This is a genomic window from Marinobacterium sp. xm-d-530 (assembly GCF_013283365.1).
In the GTDB taxonomy this organism is placed as follows: Bacteria; Pseudomonadota; Gammaproteobacteria; order Pseudomonadales; family Balneatricaceae; genus Marinobacterium_E.
On the sequence record NZ_WBYM01000002.1, the window covers coordinates 240,171 to 263,201 of the forward strand.

Below are 23,031 nucleotides of genomic sequence, written 5' to 3' on the forward strand. Positions count from 1 at the left end.
TGACTGGCTTTAGCTTGTCACCTAACGGAGCTACCGTGACTGGCTTTAGCCTGTCATCGGCACCAACAGCGTTTCAGAAACTACCTAGAAAGCGCATACCCCAACAACCCAAAGTAATCCTCAAACGCCTTATCTATAACAACCGCCTCCCCCTCCAACGGATAGAGCCCTTTTGTATCCCGAACGATATCTTTAGGGTTTATCAGTAAGCTATTCTTTATCTCCGCTCTCGATATCCAAGCCTCAAATGCACGAGCAAACAACTCCTCAGGCAGGCTCCAATAGAGCGATCCTGCTTGCTTATCTAAGACAACGGATCGAGTGACATAGTCACTTGGACTCTGCTTATCGTTGGAAAGGTAGAGCGTCGTGTATAGCCTGTCTAAGGCATCATTAAGCGGATGCACTTTGTGGGTAAAGTCAGCCAACCATGCGGTCGTTGCGAAACGTGCACCAACATCCTCTTCGAAAGAGGTCTTAGCCAGATAGTGATCTAAAGCGTGCGCCCACTCATGAGCCAAACTGCCAATTCCGGCTTTTTTAGCCAGGGCAAGGGTTCTAGCTGAGGGTTGATAGTGCGCACAGACACCGGGACGTCCACCGGTGCCATAATGGAGTGATAGTTCACCACGAAGTGACAGCGCAAAATTTGGAAGACCGAGTATCTCCTGAAGATCTAGCAGGGCAATAAAGAACTCTTCAGCCCGTATCGCCTGCTCTTCAGCGGTGACCCACCCACCAATGCGCACCGAACGAAAATCGAAGAAATTGCGAATCTCATTAAACCCAGGGTTGTGACCCAGATTTCGGGGAGGGCCTCGTCGCCAAACGCGCTGCATTCGTTCTACAAATCAATCTCGATCACAGGCGTTTTACTGCGTGAACAGCAGACCGTCATTTGTCGATTTGAGGCCTGCTCCTCTTCGCTTTGATACAGATCTCGGTGATCCGGCTCACCGGAAACAACATCAACTAGACAGGTACCACAGACACCCGATTCACAAGAGAGAGGCACAAAGACGCCTGCATTCTCTAGAACTTCAGCAATGGTTTGATCAACCGGTACCAGATACTCATCACCGGTCGATTTCAACTTCACGGTAAAGGGCTGGTCACCCTCTTCCACTTCTAGAACGGTCGCATTGAAATACTCACGATTGATCTGATCTGTGCGCCAGCCAGTCTCTTTGGCGGCCTCTAATAACGCATCAATAAAACGCTGTGGGCCACACACATAGAGCTGCTCATCGGCCTGAGGATTTGCCAACTCAGAAGCCAGATCAAGCCCGCCATCACTAGAGAAAGAGAAACGGCAGGCCTCAGAGAAATCACACTGCTGAAGTTGAGAGTAAAAGGCCGCTCTCTCCGGTGACTTTGCTCGGTAGAGTAGATCAAATTGACTGCCTCGTGCGTTCAGTTCACGCGCCATCGCAAGCATCGGTGTTATACCGATGCCTGCCGCAAATAAACGGTGATTGGACGCTGTTTTCAAGCCAAAGTGATTTTGCGGCTCATCCGCCTCAATGACGTCATCGAATTCAAGCGCAGCAACGGCTTTAGAACCCCCACGTGATTCAGTTTCAATCAACACTGCAAGTTCATAGTACTGAGTTGATGTGCCAGGGTTACAAATTGAGTACTGTCGGCTCAAACCGGTACCTAGGTGTAAATTGATATGTGCTCCTGCAGCTACTTCCGGCAGTGGCTCGCCTGATACGGATTCCAACTTCAGGCTCACAATCTGATCGGTGAGTGGAGCTTTACTCGCAACCCGCAGCTTAAGCATTGCCCGCCTCCTGTTCTAACTTAATCGCACGCTCAATCATACGGCGCGCCTGAACACCGCCGGCATCAATATCCAATTTAAGCAGGTCACGATCTGGGTAACGATCCAAGTTCTTCTGCTGCGCTTCCAGTACTTCAAGATCTTCAGTAAAGATACCACCCTGCCCTTCACGAATCTTATCGGTCAGCGCTGTATCTTCAGGCTGGAAGTTTCTCGCCATACCCCAGAAGTAGTGCATGGTTGAATCCGTCTCAGGGGTAATAAAATCGACCACCACACTGCTAGCACGTTTCTCAAGCGGTGCATCAATACCACCGTTACCAGCCAGCGCTACGCCTACGTCAATCATGATGTGACTCGGTGCATTAAAACGGCAGATCTGCCAACGATCGACGATTGCATTAGGGTCTAACCCCTGAAACTCCATCGCCATCTGCCAGAACGGAGGGGCTTTAACCTCAGGCATAAAGCGCTCAGTAATGACCTGATCACCCTCCATACGCGTTTTCACCGGTGCTTCATCGATCTCTTTTTGGCCAATGCTGGTCGAGTGAACGTAGGTCTCGTGAGTAAGATCCATCAGATTATCAATCATCAAACGGTAGTCACACTTGATGTGGAACAGGCCTCCACCATAAGCCCAACCTTCATTCTCAGCCCAATGGAACTTAGGCAATTTAGACTCATCCGCTTGGGCTTTATCACCCGGCCACACCCAGATAAACCCGTACTTCTCCATCACTGGGAACGAGCGCGTGCAAGGGAATCGATCGGTACGCTGTTTAGGCATCGAGATCGTCTGACCATCTGGTCCCATACGCAGGCCATGATAACCACAGACCAACTCACCCTCTTCTACATACCCCAACGACATGGCCGCACCACGGTGAGGACAAAAGTCTTCAATACAGGCGATGGCATCATCTTTACCACGGTACATAACCAAGTTGTGGTTACAGATGGTGCGACCGAGTGGTTTATCGGTCACTTCAGATGACATAGCCGCGACGTACCAGGCGTTTTGAATATGCATGACGCACTCCTTTTAATTTTATGAAGTCAGTATCTCAATTGGCTTAAGAACTCCCAACTCAAAAAAACGCCAATTAATTGCACTTTTCGGTCAAATAATAGAAATTAAAGGTAAATAACATCAATGGATTTACTTTTTTCGTCATGCAAAGATCTACAAAGTCATCTACAACACCCAACTATGCACTCTACGGTGACAGCCAGAGTGACGCTCAAGCGGGGTTTGTTCATATAGAAACAGTTCAAGAGAGTAGCAGACCCTATCGCGGTGTTATCAAACCGCATAAGCATAGCGATCTATTTCAGGTCTTAATCATTGAACAAGGTGAAGCTGAGATTCAACTGGAGGAGGATCAAGTCTCAATTAACGAACCGGTCATTGTTACGTTACCACCAGAGAACAGACACGGTTTTCACTTTCACAGCGGTATAAGAGGAGTCATTTTAAGCATCGCTCTGCCGATTATTCAGCAAGACATCGATATTGTGACCAGCAGCGCCTCTATTCTTCTTTTGGGGGATAAAGAGGAAGCGGCAAAACAGATACTGACGATCGCAGAACTTTTAATAGAAGAGCAGCAACAACCTACCGATCAACAGAGCGTTTCACTGCAACTGATCCACACACTGTTCGCAATGATCAAAAGAGTGGATACCGCGTTAACATTGAGTGAGAAGCTACCCGATGCGTTGAAACAGTTTTCTCAACTGATCGAAAGAAATTTAGAGAACCGATTGGATATTGATGATTACGCATCTCAGTGCGGAGTTTCAACGAGTACCCTCAATCGTCTGTGCAAAAAGCACTTTGGAAAAAGTGCTCTACAAACGATCAATCAGCGTTTAGCCATTGAGATCAAACGACGGTTAGCCTTCACTCAGAGGTCAATCGCCCTGATATCGGATGAGTTAGGGTTCAGTGATCCGGGGTATTTCACGCGATTCGTTAAACGAGAGCTTGGTGAAACACCCATGGCGTTTCGGAAGCGGCATCAGTTTGGTGGAGAGAGCGGGTGACAGGCTGAAGGCCAGTCACCGGAGTATAAACCAACTACGAAGCTGCCGTGACTGGCCTTCAGCCTGTCATCGGCTATACCAGTTGTTTTCCAGAGCTTTAAACCAACGCCGCTGCAGCCCCAATCAAACCCGGCTCTTCAGCCGTCATAACATAGGTCGGAATGGTCGACATGTACTGATCGAAACGCCCTTTAGCTTCAAAGCGCTGTCTAAACCCACTCTCGATAAAGAAGTCGAGCATCTTAGGAACAATTCCTCCAGTGACGAATACACCACCCTGGGCTCCATATGAGAGAGCTAAGTTACCGGCAACACTGCCATAGATTTTACAGAACTGCTCCAGCGTCTCTAATGCAAACTGATCTCGCTCTTCAAACGCTAAGCGACTGATCTCGGCAGGTGAGATTCGCTCAACCGGAGAGCCACGTAATTCCGCTAACGCTTGGTAGATGTTTTGAATCCCCATACCCGACACAAGACGTTCTGCTGAGACACGTTCATAACGTTTTAACAACCAACGCAAAATCGCTACCTCCTGTTCTGTGGTCGGTGCAAAATCGACATGCCCGCCCTCAGTCACCAGAGGAATGGATGCACCACCCGAGCGAACCAAACCTGACACACCTAAACCCGTGCCTGCACCCAACACAGCAATCGGAAAATCGTCCAGAGGCTCTCCACGACCCACCTGAATCAGTTGATTACCCGTCAGATTAGCCGCGGCATAAGCCATCGCAGCGTAATCATTAATGACAGATAGCTGTTCAATACCAAAATGGTTCTGCAGATCTCGCTTTGAAAATACCCAACCGTTGTTGGTCATCGAAATCCTATCGTTGTGAGTAGGACAAGCGATGGCAATACAGCAACGATCGGGAACATCACTTCCAAGATCACTAAGGTACTGTTTAATCGCCAGATCAATCGATGCAAAGTCATCGACTGCTAAATTACGAATATTAGTCGGGTTGATAGAACCCGTTTCAACCATGGCAAAACGCGCGTTGGTGCCACCGATATCGGCAATTAGAGAGAAGTTGTCCACACTCATACCTATTTTGCTGGGTAACGTGTCTCTTTTAATGAGTCTTTGATGTTCTTGAGGTGCTTAAGGAAGTCCGGTCCGCGACGTAACGTGACACCCGTCGCCAGTATATCGATTACGGTCAGGTGCATAATACGAGAGGTCATTGGCATGTAGACATCGGTATCTTCTGGTGCATCAACCTCAACAACAATAGAACAGTGCTGTGCCAGTGGTGAATTCGGTGCGGTAATGCCAACCACGGTGGCACCACTCGCACGGGCTAGCTCAGCAATATCAACTAACTCACGAGTACGACCGGTGTAACTGATAATGACAATAACATCGCCCGTAGAGGAAGCAGCTGCCGTCATACGCTGCATTAATACGTCGTCGTAGGCGACGACTGGGATGTTAAAGCGGAAGAACTTGTGCTGCGCATCTTGGGCAACCGGCCAAGAGGCACCTAAGCCAAAAAACATGATCTGCTTAGCCTGAATCAACTGATCAACCGCTAGATTGATCATCTGCGGATCAACGGTCTTCTTAGCAGTGACCAACGCAGCAATGGTCGCGTCGATGATCTTGTTGGTGTAACTCTCTGAGTCGTCATCAGGTTCGACACTGCGGCTAACATAAGGAACACCGTGGGCTAACGCCTGAGCTAGATGCAGTTTAAAATCTGGGAAACCGGCTGTATTGAAACGTTTACAAAAACGATTAACCGTCGGCTCACTCACCTGAGCAGCGCGAGCTAATACGGCAATAGAGGATCTTGTCGCCGCCTGCGGGTCTGCAAGAATGACTTCAGCGACTTTACGCTCGGATCGGTTCAGCGACTCAAGCTCTGCACTGATCTGCTGCATGATGTTAGATGGCATTAGCTACCTCAACAAATTTCATCAAAATCTAATTAAGTTACTTTAACACACCAAAGGTTAGTAAAAAACTTACGAATTAAAAGAAATTACGTAAGTTAATAACTTTTATGAGAGCAGCCTTAAATAGCGTAAACCCTATGAAAATTGGCTATATACGCTATAAATAGGGTCATTATTGCAAAAAAGAATAGGAATTTTATAACCGATACGATTGAACTTTAGACGAAAGTCGGCAAAACTGTACGTAAATTTACAACATAAACTGATAATAAAATTAGTTACGAGGGTTTTGAAATGACAATTCGCGTTGGCATTAACGGTTTTGGCCGTATCGGCCGCATGGCGTTCCGTGCAATCTACCAAGAGTTCAATGGTGATATTGAGGTGGTTGGTATTAACGACCTGCTTGGGTCTGAATACCTGGCTTACATGCTGAAATACGACTCAGTGCACGGTCAATTTAAAGGCGATATCCAAACCGACAATGGCAACCTAATTGTTAACGGCAAAACCATCCGCCTAACCGCTGAACGCGATCCTGCTGATCTTGCTTGGGGTGATATCGATGTCGATCTCGTCCTTGAGTGTACTGGTTTTTTCCTAACTGAAGAGGGTTGTCAAAAACATATTGAAGCAGGCGCTAAGAAAGTCGTCATGTCAGCCCCTTCTAAAGACGGCACACCGATGTTTGTTTACGGCGTAAACCACGAAACCTACGCAGGCCAAGCGATTGTCTCTGCAGCCTCATGTACAACCAACTGTCTTGCGCCTGTGGCTAAAGTCCTAAACGATAAATGGGGTGTGAAACGTGGTCTGATGACAACCGTTCACGCTGCTACAGCGACTCAAAAAACCGTCGACGGACCATCGGCTAAAGATTGGCGTGGCGGTCGCGGCATTCTAGAGAACATCATCCCCTCCTCAACTGGTGCAGCGAAGGCAGTGGGTGTGGTACTTCCTGAACTCAACGGCAAACTTACCGGTATGGCATTCCGTGTACCAACAACAGACGTTTCAGTCGTTGACCTGACCGTTGAGCTAAACAGTGAAGCGAGCTACGAGGATATCTGCTGCGCAATGCGTGAAGCTTCAGAGACAGGTGCTCTGGGTGAAACGCTAGGCTTTACTGATGATGCCGTTGTTGCAACGGATTTCCGTGGTTGTAACAAGTCATCGATCTTCGACTGCAAGGCTGGCATCCAACTGGACGATACCTTTGTGAAAGTGGTCGCTTGGTATGACAACGAGTATGGCTACACTTGTAACATGCTTCGTTTTGCTAAAGTCGTTGCTCAATAAAACTGAACAACCATTTCATACAAACGCCATCTAATCGTGGTATAAGATCTCTACAACTATCTACAACTGAGGGCTAACACCGGTTAGCCCTGCTTACCCACCGAAAGCAGATTGCTTAAGGATTTAAGATGCAACGCAGAACCAAAATTGTCGCTACCCTTGGCCCAGCAACCGATTCACCAGAGGTACTTGAACGCCTCGTTCAAGCGGGTGTGAACGTTGTCCGATTAAACTTCTCGCACGGCGAGGCGGATGATCACAAGAAGCGCGCAGCAATGGTTCGCGAAGCAGCCGCTAAAGCGGGTCGATTCGTTGCGATCCTGGGTGACTTACAAGGCCCTAAGATTCGTATTGCTCGATTCAAAGACACTAAGATCCATCTCAAAGTGGGTGATCGTTTTGCTCTGGACTCAAGCATGGACAAAACGGCCGGCACACAAGAGGCTGTTGGTATCGACTACGAGCAACTGGTAGAAGATTGTAAACCAGGTGATGTGCTACTGCTTGATGACGGTCGTGTACAGATGCGCGTTGTTGAGAAGAAGCTAAACCGCTTAGAGTGTGAAGTGACCGTGGGTGGCCCACTCTCAAACAATAAGGGCATCAACCTACAGGGCGGTGGCCTTTCAGCGGCCGCTCTGACTGAAAAAGATAAGGCAGACATCATTACCGCAGCAGAGATCGATGTGGACTACCTAGCGGTCTCCTTCCCTCGCTCAGGTGCTGACATCACAGAAGCGCGCGAACTGATGAATGCGGCCGGTGGTGACGCAGGTATTGTTGCCAAGATCGAGCGGGCAGAGACGGTTAGCTGTGTCGAAAATATCGATGAGATCATTCTGGCATCCGACAGCGTCATGGTGGCTCGTGGCGACCTGGGCGTAGAGATCGGCGATGCAGAACTGATCGGTATTCAGAAATTGATCATCGATCGTGCACGCACACTGGATCGCACCGTAATCACAGCAACGCAGATGATGGAGTCGATGATCTCCAGCCCAATGCCGACACGTGCAGAGGTTTTTGACGTAGCCAACGCTGTTCTAGATGGAACCGATGCTGTAATGCTTTCAGCAGAAACCGCCGCTGGTGAATTCCCAATAGAGACCGTCGAGGCGATGTCTCGCGTCATTATTGGCGCTGAGAAGAATCGTCAATCTCAAGTTTCTAAACACCGTATGAACGAGCGGTTCCACAAAATCGATGAATCGATCGCCTTGGCGGCTATGTATACGGCTAACCACTTAGAGGGTGTCACTGCGATTATTTCTATGACTGAATCAGGGGCTACACCCCTTCTGATGTCACGCATTCGCTCTGGCCTACCGATCTTCGCCTTCTCAAAGAATCCAAAGACACAGACCCGCGTGGCACTCTACCGTGGCGTTAAAACCGTTCCATTTGATTCAGAAGCGGTTCCCAACGAAGAGATCAACCAACGTGCTGTTGAAGAGCTACAGCGTCGTAAGGTAGTAAAAGAGGGTGATATCGTCTTGATTACTAAGGGCGACTACGTCAACGCTCAGGGTGGTACCAACACCATGAAGATCGTTCGTGTCGGACCGAATATTAAGTAACCACATCACGTTAGGTGTCTGGCTTCAGCCTGACACCCTTATTTATTGAATGGGTCAGACCAACAGTCTGGCCCATTTTTGTTGGAGCCTTATCGAAGATGAGGCGATAGCCTTCTCGCTTCACCCAGGGCTAGCTCCTACACCGCTAAGTAGTTATGTAGGAGCTAGCCTAAGGCTAAGCGAACTGAAAAAAATAAGCCGATTCGCGGCCTTTTCAAGACCGCTCCAACGCTTTCCTACGCCACACTCTTAACGCACTGCAAAAAATTTAAGAACCCGTTAAGAGGCATTTTTGACTTGTTTCTTAATCGTTCCCTGACTAAATTACGTAGCTACTAAATCGATTAAGTAAAACGTCTGTTTTGCATAATCTTATAACTGCAGGAAGCAGTATTAATAATAAGCAACTGGAGGTTTTTGGTGGCATCGGTCAATCTGAGCAACCTAAACAAAATTTACGGCGAAAAAAGCAAAACGCCGGTCCACATTCTTCATGATGTTAATCTCGACATCACCGACGGTGAGTTTGTGGTATTCGTTGGGCCTTCAGGCTGTGGTAAATCAACCCTACTTCGTTGTATTGCAGGACTTGAAGAGATCTCTTCAGGCGACCTGAATATCGCTGGTGAGCGCGTCAACGATCACACACCTAAAGAGCGTGGCATCGGCATGGTCTTTCAGTCATATGCGCTCTATCCGCACATGTCCGTCTACCACAACATGGCGTTTGGTCTTGAACTCTCTGGCATGCCTAAGGATGAGATCCGCAGCCGCGTAACTGAAGTGGCTAAGACTCTGCAACTGGATCATCTACTGGATCGTAAGCCTAAAGCTCTATCAGGTGGCCAGCGCCAACGTGTTGCTATAGGTCGCGCCATAGTTCGTGAGCCTAAAGTCTTCCTTTTCGACGAGCCTCTTTCTAATTTAGATGCGGCACTACGTGTTCAGATGCGTATCGAAATTGCTCGTCTTCACGGTACGCTAAAGAACACTATGATCTACGTGACTCACGATCAGATCGAAGCGATGACGCTTGCAGACAAAATCGTCGTTCTAAGCGCAGGCCGCATTGAGCAGGTGGGTGCGCCACTGGAACTGTACCACCGCCCTGCTAACCGTTTTGTCGCTGGTTTCATTGGCTCACCGAAGATGAACTTCCTAGAAGTGAGTGTCGATGCAGTCGAGAAAAATCAGATCACGATCTCTCTTGATGGTCACTCTCTGACGCTAGAGCGCCAAACTGATGCTTTTGCCTGCGATAAAGCCGCACTTGGCATTCGCCCAGAACACCTAACAGTAGATGGTAGCGGCGATCTCTTTATTGAGAGCACCGTCAGCCATGTCGAGCATCTTGGTGACCAGTGCATGATATATATGGATTTGGAAGGTTTGGAATCACCCGTTGTTGTTGTCGCTGATGGCGATGTCACTGCAAAGAGCGGCCAAACATTAAAGCTCGGCATTCCGGTTGAACGTTGTCACCTGTTTGATCAGAACGATCAGCGTGTGCTTCCGGTTGAATAAGAATTTGAGTTTCGTGCATTCGGCATGATTTTCACGGGTTGAGCACCCGGCATAGTGCAAGCCGCTCACACAATAAAATCAAAACAGAGGTTTACCCTGATGACTCTACGTAAGACTCTTTCGGTAGCAATCGCACTTGCTACTCTTTCAGGCACAGCGGCAGCTGAAGGTCTAAAGTTCGATAAAGCAGACAACCGTTTCTCTTGGGATTCACTGTCAAAATTCGAAAAGATGGATCTAAATGGCAAAACAATTCGCTTTGACGGCCCATGGATCGATGGTGACGAAGCTAACCTTCGCACAGTGATTGCCTACTTCGAAGAAGCGACCGGCGCGACTGTTGAATACAACGGCTCTAACGACTTCGAACAGCTTGTTCTAGTTGATATGAAAGCGGGCAACCCACCCAACCTAGCAGCATGGCCACAACCTGGTACCGTGTCTGAGCTAGCATCACAGGGTAACCTAGTCGCTCTATCTGACAGTGTTGAGCAAGCGGTAGCAACTAACTACGCAGCAGGCCAAAGCTGGGTTGATCTAGGTACTTACAAAGGCGCTGACGGCAAAGAGGCGATGTTTGGTCTTCCATACAACGTTAACTTGAAGTCACTCGTTTGGTACGTACCAGAGAACTTTGAAGAGATGGGTTACGAAATCCCACAATCGATGGAAGAGCTTATTGCTCTATCTGATCAGATTGTAAAAGATGGCGGCACACCTTGGTGTATCGGCATGGAGTCTGGCGGTGCAACCGGTTGGGTTGGTACGGACTGGATGGAAGATCTAATGCTTCGCACTCAGCCACCGTCTGTCTACGATCAGTGGGTTTCAAACGAGATGCCATTCAACGATCCTAAAGTGATTGAAGTCATGAACACCTTCGGTCAGTTCGTGCTGAACGACGACTACGTGGATGGTTCATCTTCTGCTGTTGCTTCGATCTTCTTCGGTGACTCACCAAAAGGTTTGTTCGATACACCACCTAAGTGTTACATGCACCGTCAGGCGTCGTTCATCCCTGCATTCTTCCCAGATCAGTACAAAGAGACTATCGGTACAGATTCTGACTTCTTCTACTTCCCATCGTACGAAAGCAAAGATCTAGGTAACCCTGTTCTTGGCGGTGGTACGTTGATCACGATGATGAAGGACTCACCAGAATCACAAGTCTTCATGGACTACCTGACTTCACCAATCGCACACGAGTTGTGGATGGCTGGCCAAGGCTTCCTAACACCACACAAAGGCGCGAAGCTTGAAGCTTACTCAAGCGACACGCTACGTAAGCAAGGTGAGATCTTCTTGAATGCAACAACCTTCCGCTTCGATGCGTCTGACCTAATGCCAGGTGCTATCGGTGCCGGTGCATTCTGGACAGGTATGGTTGACTTCACTTCAGGCAAATCGGCTGAAGAAGTGACGACCGACATCCAAAAAGCTTGGGATGCTATCAAGTAATAGCGCCCACCTTCGCTTCATCTGCGATAAAGCTCCTACACTCTTGTAGGAGCGATCTCGCAGAGGTCGCGATTCAAAAGAGGGATCAGACTCAAGGTCTGATCCCACTCTCTGATCGACTCATATTGAGACCACTATGACTGAACAGATCTACTCTGCCCTAATCGCGATCCTTATTGGTGTATCGGCGGTTATTATCTACTTCTGGGGCAGCAACTGGATTCTAGATGCGCTGATTTCAAAATCATCACGCGCTAACAAAGAGGTACTTCGCGAGAAAATCCGCCCATGGCTATTTGCGGGGCCGGCACTCTTCTTCTTGACGCTCTACCTTGTCTACCCTGTTTTCGAAACCCTGTGGTTGTCGTTCCAAAACTCCGACTCCACAGAGTTTGTTGGCTGGTCCAACTACGCTTGGCTGTTTAATGATGGACAGTTCCACATTACGCTGCGTAATAACCTACTTTGGCTGATCATTGTGCCTACACTCTCTACTGTTTTTGGTCTCGCAGTAGCTGTGTTAGCCGATCGTGCCAAATTCGGCACCATCGCCAAATCGATCATTTTCATGCCGATGGCGATCTCATTCGTCGGTGCCTCGGTTATCTGGAAGTTCGTTTATCACTATAACGGTGAAGGCGATACTCAAATCGGCATTCTCAACGCCATTGTGGTGGCGTTTGGTGGGGAACCGCAGTTCTGGTTATCGATGGAGATCTGGAACTCTGTACTGCTGATGGTCATCCTAATTTGGATTCAGACCGGTTTTGCGATGGTGATTTTAGGTGCAGCGCTTCGTAGCGTTCCTGAAGAGACACTAGAGGCTGCGATCATCGATGGCGCTAACCGTCGTCAGCTATTCTTCCGAATAACACTACCCCAGATCATGCCAACGGTCATCGTGGTATGGACCACCATCGCCATTCTGGTCTTGAAAGTATTCGACATCGTCTTGGCGATGACCAATGGTCAGTGGGAAACCCAAGTATTGGCCAACCTAATGTATGACTGGATGTTCCGAGGCGCCGGTGACTTTGGCCGAGGCAGTGCCATTGCCATCATTATTATGCTGTCGGTTACCCCGATCATGGCTTGGAACATCTACCGTTTCCGTAAAGATGAGGCAGGACGCTAATGAGTACACAATCTTCTTTCTTGCCAAGGTTCTTTAACGGCACCGCACTAACCGCCCTAGTTATTCTTTGGCTAGTCCCAACACTGGGTCTGTTTGTCAGCTCTATTCGTGACAAAGATCAGTTGGCGGCATCGGGCTGGTGGACCTCGTTTAATGAGTCAAAACAGGTCACCTTTGCTCGAACCGATCTACCTGAGACACAACAACAGATCGACGGTCAGTTTGTCTTAAGCGGCCAACTAACGGCTGACGATGGCACTGTGTTCACAAACGTTTTGGCGTTCGGCAGCAGTTCACGGGATCCAGAAGAGGTTCCAGCCGGTGAGACAGCGACGCTAAAAAATGGTGCGCAGCTAACGGTTAACAGTGACGGTAGCTACACCTATGTCCAGGACAAAGAGATTACCGGCAGTCGTGGTAAACGTATATTCTTCGCCTACGGTCAACCGCCACGCTTTACGCTAGAGAACTACGACAACGTCTTGGATAAAGGCAAAATCGGTCAGGCGTTTCTGAATACACTGGCCGTAACCATCCCAGCGACCGTCATTCCGGTTCTGATCGCAGCCTTTGCGGCCTACGCCTTCAGCTGGATGCAGTTTGCAGGTCGTGAGTGGCTGTTCGCTGTGGTTATCGGTCTATTGGTCGTGCCGCTACAAACCTCGCTGGTCCCACTGCTGCGCCTCTACTCAGACCTAGGTCAGATGTTTGGCTTTGAGAGTAAGGGCTACCCCGGTGTCTGGATGGCGCACACCGGCTTCGGCTTGCCGTTGGCGATCTACCTAATGCGTAACTATATGAAAAGTCTGCCGGGTGATTTGATTGAGAGCGCCCGTGTCGATGGAGCTAGCCACTTCCAGGTCTTCACTAGAATCATTCTGCCACTGTCTCTCCCAGCACTGGCCAGTTTCACGATCTTCCAGTTCCTTTGGGTTTGGAATGACCTGTTGGTGGCACTGGTATTCCTAGGACAGGGCGAAGATCAGATTGTACTGACTGCCCAACTGCGTGCCCTACTCGGCACCCGCGGTTCCAACTGGGAAGTGCTAACCTCTGGCGCCTTCATCAGTATTATCTTGCCGCTGCTCGTCTTCTTTGCACTGCAACGATTCTTTGTACGCGGCTTAGTAGCAGGATCAGTGAAAGGCTAAGCCAGCCTTTGGCGGTGACTGGCTTTCAGCCTGTCATCCACTGTATGGAAATCACTGAGAAAGCAGATGACAGGCTAAAGCCAGTCACTGTTGATATGAACTGAATTAGGTGACTGGCTTTAGCCTGTCACTGGTGAATTAAAAAAACAAAGGTGACTGGCTTCAGCCTGTCACCAAAACAGCGAATAAAACATGACCAACAAACCAGACCAAACACTACCCGAGCATTTCAAAGCTCCGCGCGGTTGGATCAACGATCCAAACGGCTTGGTCTATTTTGACGGTCGTTACCACCTCTTCTACCAGCACTACCCAGAAGGACTGACCTGGGGCCCTATGCACTGGGGACATGCCGTCAGCTCCGATCTGAATCAGTGGCAGCATAAACCCATTGCCTTAGAGCCTGACGAACAGGGTATGTGCTTCTCTGGAAGCGCCATTGTCGATTGGAAGGATGACTCGGGCCTATTTGATGGCCAAGTGGGCCTGATCGCTTTCTATACCGCTCATCGTGACAAAGAGGGGTTTGATCGCGACTACGAGCAAGATCAATGCATCGCCTACTCTAGCGACAGTGGTGAGACCTGGACCAAATATTCAAACAACCCTGTTTTGAGCAACCCCGGTTTTTCTGACTTCCGTGACCCTAAAGTCTTTTGGCACGAAGAGAGTCAGCACTGGATTATGTGTCTGGCAACACGTCAAACCATCTCTTTCTACCGTTCCAAAAATCTGCTCGATTGGAGCTTCTGCTCAGAGTTTGGAGAAGGCCAAGGGGCACACGAATGGCACCCTTGGGAGTGCCCTGATCTATTCGAACTGACCACCGAGAATGGTCTAACCGCTTGGGTATTGGTAGTGGGAATTGGTATGACACCCGACATCCACTACGGTTCGTACACCCAATACTTTATCGGTGACTTTGACGGAATACAGTTTACTAACCGAAACCCGGCCGGCACGGTTTTGCTGTTAGATGAGGGGCGCGACTACTATGCGACACAGAGCTGGTCAGACGCCCCCAATCAACAACGACAGGCCATCTCTTGGTTTAGCAACTGGCGCTACGCCAATGAACTCCCCTGCTCGGTCACCAATGGCCAGATGACTCTACCCCGTCAGTTAAGACTGATAGAGACCGCTGATGGATTAAGAATTGCACAACAGTTTGCGAGTCGTTCAGAAGCCGAGGCCATTCAGCCAACCGACTCTATTAGGTTGAGCGAGGGCAAACACCAGAGCACTCAAATGAATTTGAACGAGGGTGAATCAGCCTATATTGCTTCACACGATGAAGCGCATCGAATTGAGATCACGCGAACAGAAGAGCGTTACCAGATAAGTATTAGCCGCTCTGTGAATACCGATGATGAAACCCTAAACGAACACTTTTCACATCAATACAGCCGGGAATTGAATGTAAACGGGTCGCTACAGGTTGAGTGGATATTCAGTGAAGCAGGGCTAGAGATGCTACTGGCCGATGGATTGATGAGTATTACGCAAAGGTCGTTTCCAGAGCGCACTTAAAAGAGTGTTGGAGCGTCCTTAAAAGGTCGCGAAGCTTTAAAAAGATCTGGGATCGCCTCATCTTCGATAAGGCTCCAACAAAAGCTGGGTGACAGGCTGAAGGCCAGTCACCCGAAAAGAAACACCGGTGACTGGCTTCAGCCTGTCATCCGCAATAATAGAAAACAGTAGAGACAACACTATGAGCAACAACCCCTGGTGGAAAGGCGGTATCATCTACCAAATCTATCCTCGCAGTTATATGGACTCCAACGGCGACGGGATTGGTGATCTTCCCGGTATCACATCCAAGCTGGATTACATCGCTTCACTAGGCGTTGATGCCATCTGGCTCTCCCCTTTCTTCAAGTCACCGATGAAAGACTTTGGCTACGACGTCTCTGACTACTGTGATGTCGACCCTATGTTTGGCACGCTTGATGACTTCAAAGCGCTGGTTGCTCGCGCACACGAACTGGGGTTAAAAGTTATGATCGATCAGGTGCTATCACACACCTCGGATCAACACCCCTGGTTTACCGAAAGCCGATCTAATAGAACCAATCCGAAAGCCGACTGGTATGTCTGGGCCGATCCAAAACCGGATGGCACACCGCCCAATAACTGGCTATCGATCTTTGGCGGTTCTTCATGGCAGTGGGATACCCAGCGCCAGCAGTACTACCTGCACAACTTCCTAACGAGCCAGCCGGATCTTAATTTCCACAACCCAGAGGTGTTCCAAGCAAACTTGGATAACATGCGCTTCTGGTTAGATTTGGGTGTTGATGGCTTCCGTTTGGACACCGTGAACCTCTACTACCATAGCGCTGGGCTAGAGAATAACCCTCCTCATCCAGAGGGCATGCCGTACATTAACAGTGTTGACGCTTCGAACCCATATGTTCGCCAAACTCACCAGTACGATTTAAGTCAGCCGGAAAACCTGAACTTCCTGAAAGCGATGCGAGACCTGCTCAATGAGTATGAGGATCGCAGCATGGTCGGTGAGATCGGCGTCGACCATACTGATCCACTGCAACGTATGGCTGAGTATACGGCCGGTGGTGATAAGCTGCACATGGCCTACACCTTTGACCTGTTGTCATCAGAACACAGTGCTGACTACTTCCGTCAAGTGATAACTACCTTTAAAGCGAACGCGGGTGATGCTTGGCCCTGTTGGGCGGCATCCAACCATGACGTGAAGCGCAGCGCGACACGCTGGGGTGAGCAAGAGGATCCAAACCAATTCCCACTCGTTTCCATGGCCATGCTAATGAGCCTGCGCGGTAGCGTCTGTCTCTATCAAGGCGAAGAGCTTGGGCTACCAGAAGCGGATGTCCCATTTGAAGCTCTACAAGATCCCTATGGCATAGAATTCTGGCCCGAATACAAAGGCCGTGATGGCTGTCGTACCCCAATGGCTTGGGATAACAGCGAGCAAGCGGGCTTCTCGAACACTAAGCCATGGCTACCAGTCGATCCAAGACATCTACCACTGTCTGTTGAGACGCAGGAACAGCAGAACGACTCATTGCTTCAGAAAATGCGTCAGTTCATTCAATGGCGCCAGCAACAGCCGGCACTGATTCAAGGTGATATAGAACTTATTGAAGAGACAGGCGAAGCCTTTGTATTCACGCGTCAATCTGAGGAACAGTCACTGTTAGTTGCGATCAATATGACCAGTAAAGAGTTAACGGTGCCCTACAGCGGAGCGATCAACTCAGTGTTAACCGAGCACGGTTTTAGCGGAAGATACGAAAATGGTGCGATGGTACTGCCGCCCTATCAGGCGTTGTTTGCAGAGGTTTGAAGTAAATCGAGACAGCAGATGACAGGCTAAAAGCCTGTTAAGTCCAAGGATGGACTGTATGCAGTAATTGCAGGAGCAAATTACTGTCACTGTAAATGCACCGGTGACTGGCTTCAGCCTGTCATCCGCTTGCAAATTACGGGGAGTACTAGTCAAACCGATCGCCTCATCTTCGATAAGGCTCCAACGGGTAGAAACGATAAGGCTCCAACGGGTAGAGATGATTATGAAAAAAATGACAATAAAAGAGGTGGCGAAAGCGATTGGTGTCTCTACAGCCACCATCTCAAACGCCTTTAACCGCCCTGATCAGCTCTCAGAAGCGCTTCGCACCAAAATCTTGGCGCAGTGCCAAGAGCTCGGTTACGTCGGCCCTAGCGCTGCTGGGCGCTATCTGCGAACGGGTCGTTCAGGTGTCGTCGGCATTGTCTTAACTGATCGTCTTGCCTACTCAATGAACGACTACGTCGCTAGTCATTTCCTTTCAGGCTTGGCCGATGAGTTCGATAAGGCGCATCTCAATATGCTGCTGCTCTCGGCCAGGGATTTGGATCACGCCAACCGTCAGCGCCTGCACGAATCGATGGTGGATGGGTTCATTGTCTACGGCTTCATTCCGCCAGGCCCAACACTGGAGCATCTAAAACGTCAGCAGAAACGTCTGATTGTTGTGGATCATAAGATAGAGGGCTATGGGTCGGTTAATATCGACAACCGCGAAGCGAGCTACCAGATCGCTAAACATGCACTGAAACAGACACCGAAGAATCCTGCAATACTGGCACTGCGCATCACATCCGATGATGGTATCAGCCAAACTAATGAAGAGACCCTAAAAACCGTTGGCCTACGTCTCTCACTGGATCGCCTTAACGGCTACTTCGATGCCTTTGATGAAGCGGGAATCGAGCGTCCAGTGGATCAGATCTGGAACCTACACGTTAACGACTATGACGAAGCGTTCAAACTGGTTTATCAAGTACTAAGCCAACCCAAACGACCTGACCTACTCCTGTGCCAATCCGACGTTATGGCCATTGCTGCCATGCGTGCTGCTCTGCAGATGGGTATCAAATTCCCAGAAGATCTAAGAATCACCGGTTTTGATGGCATCCCTGAAGCCCAAGCTATGTCCAAAGCGATCACCACCGTACAACAGCACTCATCCGAAAAAGGCCGAATGGCAGCAAAACTGTTTATTGAGAATCGTATGAGTGAGGATGTAGTGATGCCGACGGAATTACTAATTGGCGACTCTTGTCCATAGCATCAAATTAGATCTCATTCACTGCGGTATAAACATACAATCTGTATGTTTCTTTATCAGAGTAGCGGTAAGGCGATTGATAAACTAAAAGAGTCTGCTCATCTAAATTCAAGTTGAAATGTGTTAACAATTTAGAAATGCCATGATCGCTACATTTTTCACTTTTACACACCACTAACGCACTGTTCACATGCGTCGTTGACTCTAAATGTATATTCTCTGGAGCAATGATTATTCTTCCATTGGACGATAAAACTAAATTACCCCCAATCAAACGATCATCGACTAAGATTACCGTTTTAGATGCATCCTCATTAATACGTTTGCCCAAGTCAATCAGCGGGAAATTAGGTCGACTGTATTTATCTAAAGAATCAGCCAATATAGTTCTAGCAGGTAATGCAAAACTAATTAAACCCATAAACAGCAGAACAAGACCTATATATACCTTAACTCCCTTGGTAGAAAAGTCTTTTGCAAACAAAGCCAAAAACAAAGGAAAAGTAACCATTAGAGGCTGATACCAACGATCTTTGATCTCTTGTGTTCCTGATAACAAGACAAAAACAAAAACGACTAGAAGAGAAACAATCAAATTAGTCATTAAAAACTTATGATCTGTAGTGAACGTAGCAACTGTTCTCCTGATGCCTCTAAAATCCAGAATAATCAATGCGAATATCCATAGGGGTGTCAAAAATGCAATCAGAGCTATAACGGAATCTACCAGACCCGTCCAAGGCGAATAACCATCAATTTTCAGCTTGTACAAGCTACCCGAGGCCACCTCAGTATTGGATAACATCCAAATGCCATGCGGTAAGATTATTATTGTAAAAACGGCTAGGGCGATGAATAGATTTGGCGTGTGATAAATTTTTTTACGATATTCCTTAATCAACAGCGAAGATAACAACAGTGAAATTAGTACAAGGACGGCTGAATACTTCGTTAGCAAAATTAGTGCAGCTAATAGTCCAACTGCAACAAAAAGTTTTCTAGACGTGTGATTTTTAATGGCAACTAACACATAAACAAGCGAGGCCGATAACAGAGCAACCATTGGGGAATGACTTAAATCTCGTTGAGATTCCCAAACAAATTGTGGGATGAACACAAAAGAGGCGACAGCAACGAAATGCTGAACAGAAGTAAACCTCAATTGAGTTGCTATACCACTTACAACAAGCATCAATGCGGATAGTAAAAACGCCTTTAGAATCATCAAGGCTAGTAAACTCTCTCCAGTAAAGAAGAAAATTGTATTGACAATGTAAGTGTAGAGTGGCGGTTGAGCACCGTAACCTAAAGACCAATGCTGACTAAATAGCAACTGTTCAGACTGATCCAAGTCAGCAGCACCAGTCACCCAATATTGTGAAAACTGATTGAAGAAAATAAAAAAACAAGCCAATAAAATATTTGCGTTTTGGCGGTTAAACCCAATCATAAAGACTCCAATCAAGCAAAAAAAAGAGAGGCTTAAAAGCCTCTCTTACTGGGTATTACAATTAGCTATTGCTAGCTAAAGAGTAATTAGAATGAGTAAGAAACCTCAACACCCATTTTAGTTTCACGGTCAGAACCTGAACCAGCACCTAGGTCGATGTTTAGGCCAGTAACACCTAGATCACCAACGTTGTAAGCGCCGTAGTAAGAAGTTTCGCTTTCGCCATCAGCGTTTTCGAAACGAACGTAAGTAACGTCGAAACCGTTCATGTTAGCAGTAACACCAGTAGCTGTGTTGTCTGCATCGCCGTCAGCAAAAGATACAGATACTGTAGCACCACCAAGAGTAGTAGTAGCAGATACAGCGTAACCTTCGTCAGCAGCAACTTCAGAAGTCTGCATGTTAGCCGCTAGAGTAACACCCTCAAAAGTGTATGCAGCGTAGATGTTAGAATCAGTATCAGTATCTGAAGTGTAGTTACCAGAGATCTGAAGATCTAGACCTTCAACTGCAGTGATATCTAGAGCGAATTCTGCATCACCAGCATCGTCGTCAGAGTTGCCTTTGAAAACTTCAGCAGCTGTTAGTTTGTTAGTAACAACGTTTGCAGCTTCAAATGAATCATCGCCTTCTTTGAACGCACGCTTAGTACCGAACTGACCAACAGTTAGAGCAGCAGCAGCGTTACCGATCTGGAAGTAGTTGTCGTCGATATCAAGAGCATTAGAAGCGTCACCTGCGTCGATAGCTTCTAGTTCGATGAACGCTTTAACGAACAGACCAGTCTCAGAAGTAGCTGTACCTGTAGCAGTGATGTTAGTTTCGATAGACTGAGTTGTGTTGCTGTCTTCAGACGCAAGGTTGTACTCAGTAGATGCACCGATAGTTAGGTCAGCCATTGCTGGCGCAGAGATAGCTGTTGCAACAGCAACTGCAAGAATTTTTTTCATTTGGAAATCTCCAGAATTTTTAATTTAAGCCTCAAATATCCGGCCAACTCATCATTTGTTGTACGAATACACCAAACCCGTTTGGCTTTGGACAGGTTGCACTCTATCGCCCGTCTAGACAGGGGTCAACTCTAATTTTTCAAAAAGTTCCCGGTTTTTCACTTTTTTTTTCGTTAATCTTTTGTTCAGAAAAGCCTAAAAACAATAAAAATCAATATAATCAATAGTTTACAGACGCTATTCAGGTTTCGTTAATTTTGAGATGATTTTGTTATATAGGACCTTTTATTTTGGAATATGTAACAAAATTGGGGAGTTAGCTGGAAAAGCGGTTGACAGGCTAAAGCCAGTCACCGATATGCATACTGCAACAAAGTATGTAGTAAACTTACGTAAATATATTCATTTAACCGCTTTATTCCCGTAGAATCAACGTAACTTAAACAAAAAACCTTATTTTAGGGGCCAAAAATGAATCTTCTTACCTCATCTGTGACTTGGAAAAAGCTGGAGCAGCTCGCGCAAGAGACTCAAGAGGACCGTATTAGCGACTACTTTAAGCAAGACGCTAAACGCTTCGATAAGATGAGTGTTCGCTTGGGCGAGCTCTTTTTGGACTTCTCTAAGAACAAAATTAATGACGATGTCTTTAAAGCACTGATCGATTTGGTTGAACACTCCTCTCTTCGCCAGCGTCGTGCACAGATGTTCTCTGGCGACATTATTAATGTTACTGAGAAGCGCCCTGTTCTTCATACCGCCCTTCGAAACCGTGGCGACGAACCTGTCATTGTTGACGGAGTTGATGTGATGCCAGAGATTCGCGCCAGCTTAGACAAGCTAAAAGTATTTAGCGAGCAAGTCCGAAACGGCGATTGGAAAGGCTATAAAGGCAACCGCATTACGGATGTGGTTAACATTGGTATTGGGGGGTCCGACTTGGGACCTAATATGGTGGTTCGCGCCCTACTTCAGTTCCGCCACCCTGACATCAAGTTCCACTTCATCTCTAACGTTGATGGTCAGCATATAAAGAAGACACTAAAGAACTTGGATGCTAAGTCGACCCTGTTTGTTGTCTCGACTAAGACCTTCTCTACTCAAGAGACGCTACTGAATGCGAAAACTGCACGCCGCTGGTTCCGCGAACAGACGGGCGGACATGAAGACATTAGCCAGCACTTTGTTGCTGTATCTACAAACCAAGCGGCTGCCATGGAGTTTGGTATTGCCCAGGAGAACATCTTTGAGTTCTGGGCTTGGGTCGGTGGCCGCTACTCTCTTTGGTCAGCCATTGGTCTACCGATTGCGCTATCCATAGGGTATGACAATTTTATTGACATGCTGGAAGGCGCCTACGAAATGGATCGCCACTTTGTGGAAGCCCCAATGGATCAGAACATGCCGGTGATTATGGCGCTGATCGGTATCTGGTACATCAACTTTTTGGGCGCCGAAACTCAGGCAGTGATTCCTTATGACCAGGCACTGCACCAACTGCCAGCCTTTTTGCAGCAGTTGGATATGGAATCAAACGGTAAGTCGGTTGATATCAATGGCGATCCGGTAGATTACGCAACCGGACCTATCGTATGGGGGCAGACAGGCTCCAATGGCCAGCATGCCTTCTTCCAGTTACTGCACCAAGGTACACGATTCGTACCGATCGACTTTATCGCATCGCTTGAGGCAGACGAGCAGACGGAAGAGCACCACTTTGCCTTGCTGACTAACATGCTGGCACAAGCCAATGCCTTTATGAACGGTGATGATTCAGACGGTCTGTTGGAGTATCAGAGCTGCCAAGGTAACCGCCCAAGTAACGTATTATTAATGGATCGAATTAGCCCCCGTAACCTAGGGGCGCTTATTGCGTTATACGAGCATAAGGTGTTTGTACAAGGCGCGATCTGGAACATCAACTCGTTTGACCAGTGGGGTGTTCAGCTAGGTAAGCGTTTAGCCAATGAGATCAGTCAGCAGATTGGTGAATCGACGCAGGGGTATGATCAGTCGACACAGGGGCTGATGGCGTTGGTGAGGAAGCACGTCAAATCGTAGATTTGACCGTGACAGGCTGAAGCCTGTTTATGCCATGGATGGCAAGTATGCCAAAAATGCAGGAGCAATTTTCGACCATCGGATCTTTAAG

The 23,031-nt window shown here is 47.9% G+C and carries 18 protein-coding genes; 11 read left to right on the forward strand and 7 right to left on the reverse strand.

Annotated elements, in window-relative coordinates:
- Positions 1-80 precede the first annotated feature (80 nt).
- The 3 genes from XMD530_RS04500 to XMD530_RS04510 are packed head-to-tail and all read right to left on the reverse strand — an operon-like array spanning position 81 to position 2,819.
- A complete protein-coding gene (locus XMD530_RS04500; protein ID WP_173506806.1) occupies positions 81-839 on the reverse strand; it encodes a CLCA_X family protein in 759 nt (252 codons plus the stop codon).
- Positions 840-844: 5 nt separating this feature from the next.
- Positions 845-1,786, reverse strand: a complete 942-nt coding sequence (locus XMD530_RS04505; protein WP_173498960.1) for a PDR/VanB family oxidoreductase — start codon at positions 1,784-1,786, stop codon at positions 845-847.
- Positions 1,779-2,819: an aromatic ring-hydroxylating dioxygenase subunit alpha gene (locus XMD530_RS04510; RefSeq protein ID WP_173505910.1), complete on the reverse strand. Its 1,041-nt coding sequence runs from the start codon at positions 2,817-2,819 to the stop codon at positions 1,779-1,781. The genes XMD530_RS04505 and XMD530_RS04510 overlap by 8 nt, the downstream gene beginning before the upstream one ends.
- Positions 2,820-2,962: 143 nt before the next feature.
- On the opposite strand from XMD530_RS04510, the gene XMD530_RS04515 reads away from it, so the two are divergent.
- Positions 2,963-3,835: a helix-turn-helix domain-containing protein gene (locus XMD530_RS04515; RefSeq protein WP_173498119.1), complete on the forward strand. Its 873-nt coding sequence runs from the start codon at positions 2,963-2,965 to the stop codon at positions 3,833-3,835.
- 97 nt (positions 3,836-3,932) lie between these two features.
- On the opposite strand, the gene glk is transcribed toward XMD530_RS04515, so the two are convergent.
- Both glk and XMD530_RS04525 read right to left on the reverse strand, forming a co-directional pair.
- On the reverse strand, positions 3,933-4,886 hold the full coding sequence (gene glk / locus XMD530_RS04520) for a glucokinase (RefSeq protein WP_173506807.1): 954 nt from the start codon (positions 4,884-4,886) through the stop codon (positions 3,933-3,935).
- Positions 4,887-4,888: 2 nt separating this feature from the next.
- Positions 4,889-5,740 (reverse strand): MurR/RpiR family transcriptional regulator, encoded by an 852-nt coding sequence (locus XMD530_RS04525; protein WP_173481555.1) that lies wholly within the window; start codon positions 5,738-5,740, stop codon positions 4,889-4,891.
- Between the two features lie 294 nt (positions 5,741-6,034).
- Between XMD530_RS04525 and gap the strand changes: the two genes are divergently transcribed.
- From gap to XMD530_RS04570, 9 genes are all read left to right on the forward strand, one after another.
- Entirely contained in the window at positions 6,035-7,039 is a 1,005-nt protein-coding gene (gene gap, locus XMD530_RS04530) for a type I glyceraldehyde-3-phosphate dehydrogenase (protein WP_173481556.1), read from the forward strand.
- Positions 7,040-7,167: 128 nt separating this feature from the next.
- On the forward strand, positions 7,168-8,616 hold the full coding sequence (pyk, locus tag XMD530_RS04535; RefSeq protein ID WP_173505908.1) for a pyruvate kinase: 1,449 nt from the start codon (positions 7,168-7,170) through the stop codon (positions 8,614-8,616).
- A 420-nt stretch (positions 8,617-9,036) separates the two neighbouring features.
- Positions 9,037-10,140, forward strand: a complete 1,104-nt coding sequence (locus XMD530_RS04540) for a sn-glycerol-3-phosphate ABC transporter ATP-binding protein UgpC (RefSeq protein ID WP_173494356.1) — start codon at positions 9,037-9,039, stop codon at positions 10,138-10,140.
- A 99-nt stretch (positions 10,141-10,239) separates the two neighbouring features.
- Positions 10,240-11,598, forward strand: a complete 1,359-nt coding sequence (locus XMD530_RS04545; protein WP_173494355.1) for an ABC transporter substrate-binding protein — start codon at positions 10,240-10,242, stop codon at positions 11,596-11,598.
- A gap of 136 nt (positions 11,599-11,734) precedes the next feature.
- Positions 11,735-12,733, forward strand: a complete 999-nt coding sequence (locus XMD530_RS04550) for a carbohydrate ABC transporter permease (RefSeq protein WP_173483173.1) — start codon at positions 11,735-11,737, stop codon at positions 12,731-12,733.
- The gene (locus XMD530_RS04555) at positions 12,733-13,884 is read left to right on the forward strand and encodes a carbohydrate ABC transporter permease (RefSeq protein ID WP_173506808.1); all 1,152 of its coding nucleotides are present in this window, start codon (positions 12,733-12,735) and stop codon (positions 13,882-13,884) included. The genes XMD530_RS04550 and XMD530_RS04555 overlap by 1 nt, the downstream gene beginning before the upstream one ends.
- Before the next feature lie 192 nt (positions 13,885-14,076).
- Entirely contained in the window at positions 14,077-15,414 is a 1,338-nt protein-coding gene (locus XMD530_RS04560; protein ID WP_173506809.1) for a glycoside hydrolase family 32 protein, read from the forward strand.
- 181 nt (positions 15,415-15,595) lie between these two features.
- The gene (locus XMD530_RS04565; RefSeq protein ID WP_173506810.1) at positions 15,596-17,212 is read left to right on the forward strand and encodes an alpha-amylase family glycosyl hydrolase; all 1,617 of its coding nucleotides are present in this window, start codon (positions 15,596-15,598) and stop codon (positions 17,210-17,212) included.
- A 226-nt stretch (positions 17,213-17,438) separates the two neighbouring features.
- A complete protein-coding gene (locus XMD530_RS04570; RefSeq protein ID WP_173506811.1) occupies positions 17,439-18,479 on the forward strand; it encodes a LacI family DNA-binding transcriptional regulator in 1,041 nt (346 codons plus the stop codon).
- A gap of 7 nt (positions 18,480-18,486) precedes the next feature.
- Here XMD530_RS04570 and XMD530_RS04575 read toward each other — a convergent pair whose 3' ends face one another.
- Together XMD530_RS04575 and XMD530_RS04580 are read right to left on the reverse strand one after the other, a co-directional pair.
- Entirely contained in the window at positions 18,487-19,929 is a 1,443-nt protein-coding gene (locus tag XMD530_RS04575) for a glycosyltransferase family 39 protein (RefSeq protein WP_173506812.1), read from the reverse strand.
- 86 nt (positions 19,930-20,015) lie between these two features.
- Positions 20,016-20,879 (reverse strand): porin, encoded by an 864-nt coding sequence (locus XMD530_RS04580; protein WP_173506813.1) that lies wholly within the window; start codon positions 20,877-20,879, stop codon positions 20,016-20,018.
- Positions 20,880-21,350: 471 nt separating this feature from the next.
- On the opposite strand from XMD530_RS04580, the gene pgi reads away from it, so the two are divergent.
- Positions 21,351-22,940 carry a glucose-6-phosphate isomerase gene (pgi, locus tag XMD530_RS04585; RefSeq protein ID WP_173506814.1) on the forward strand — a complete coding sequence of 530 codons (1,590 nt, stop codon included), beginning with the start codon at positions 21,351-21,353 and terminating at the stop codon, positions 22,938-22,940.
- Positions 22,941-23,031 lie beyond the last annotated feature (91 nt).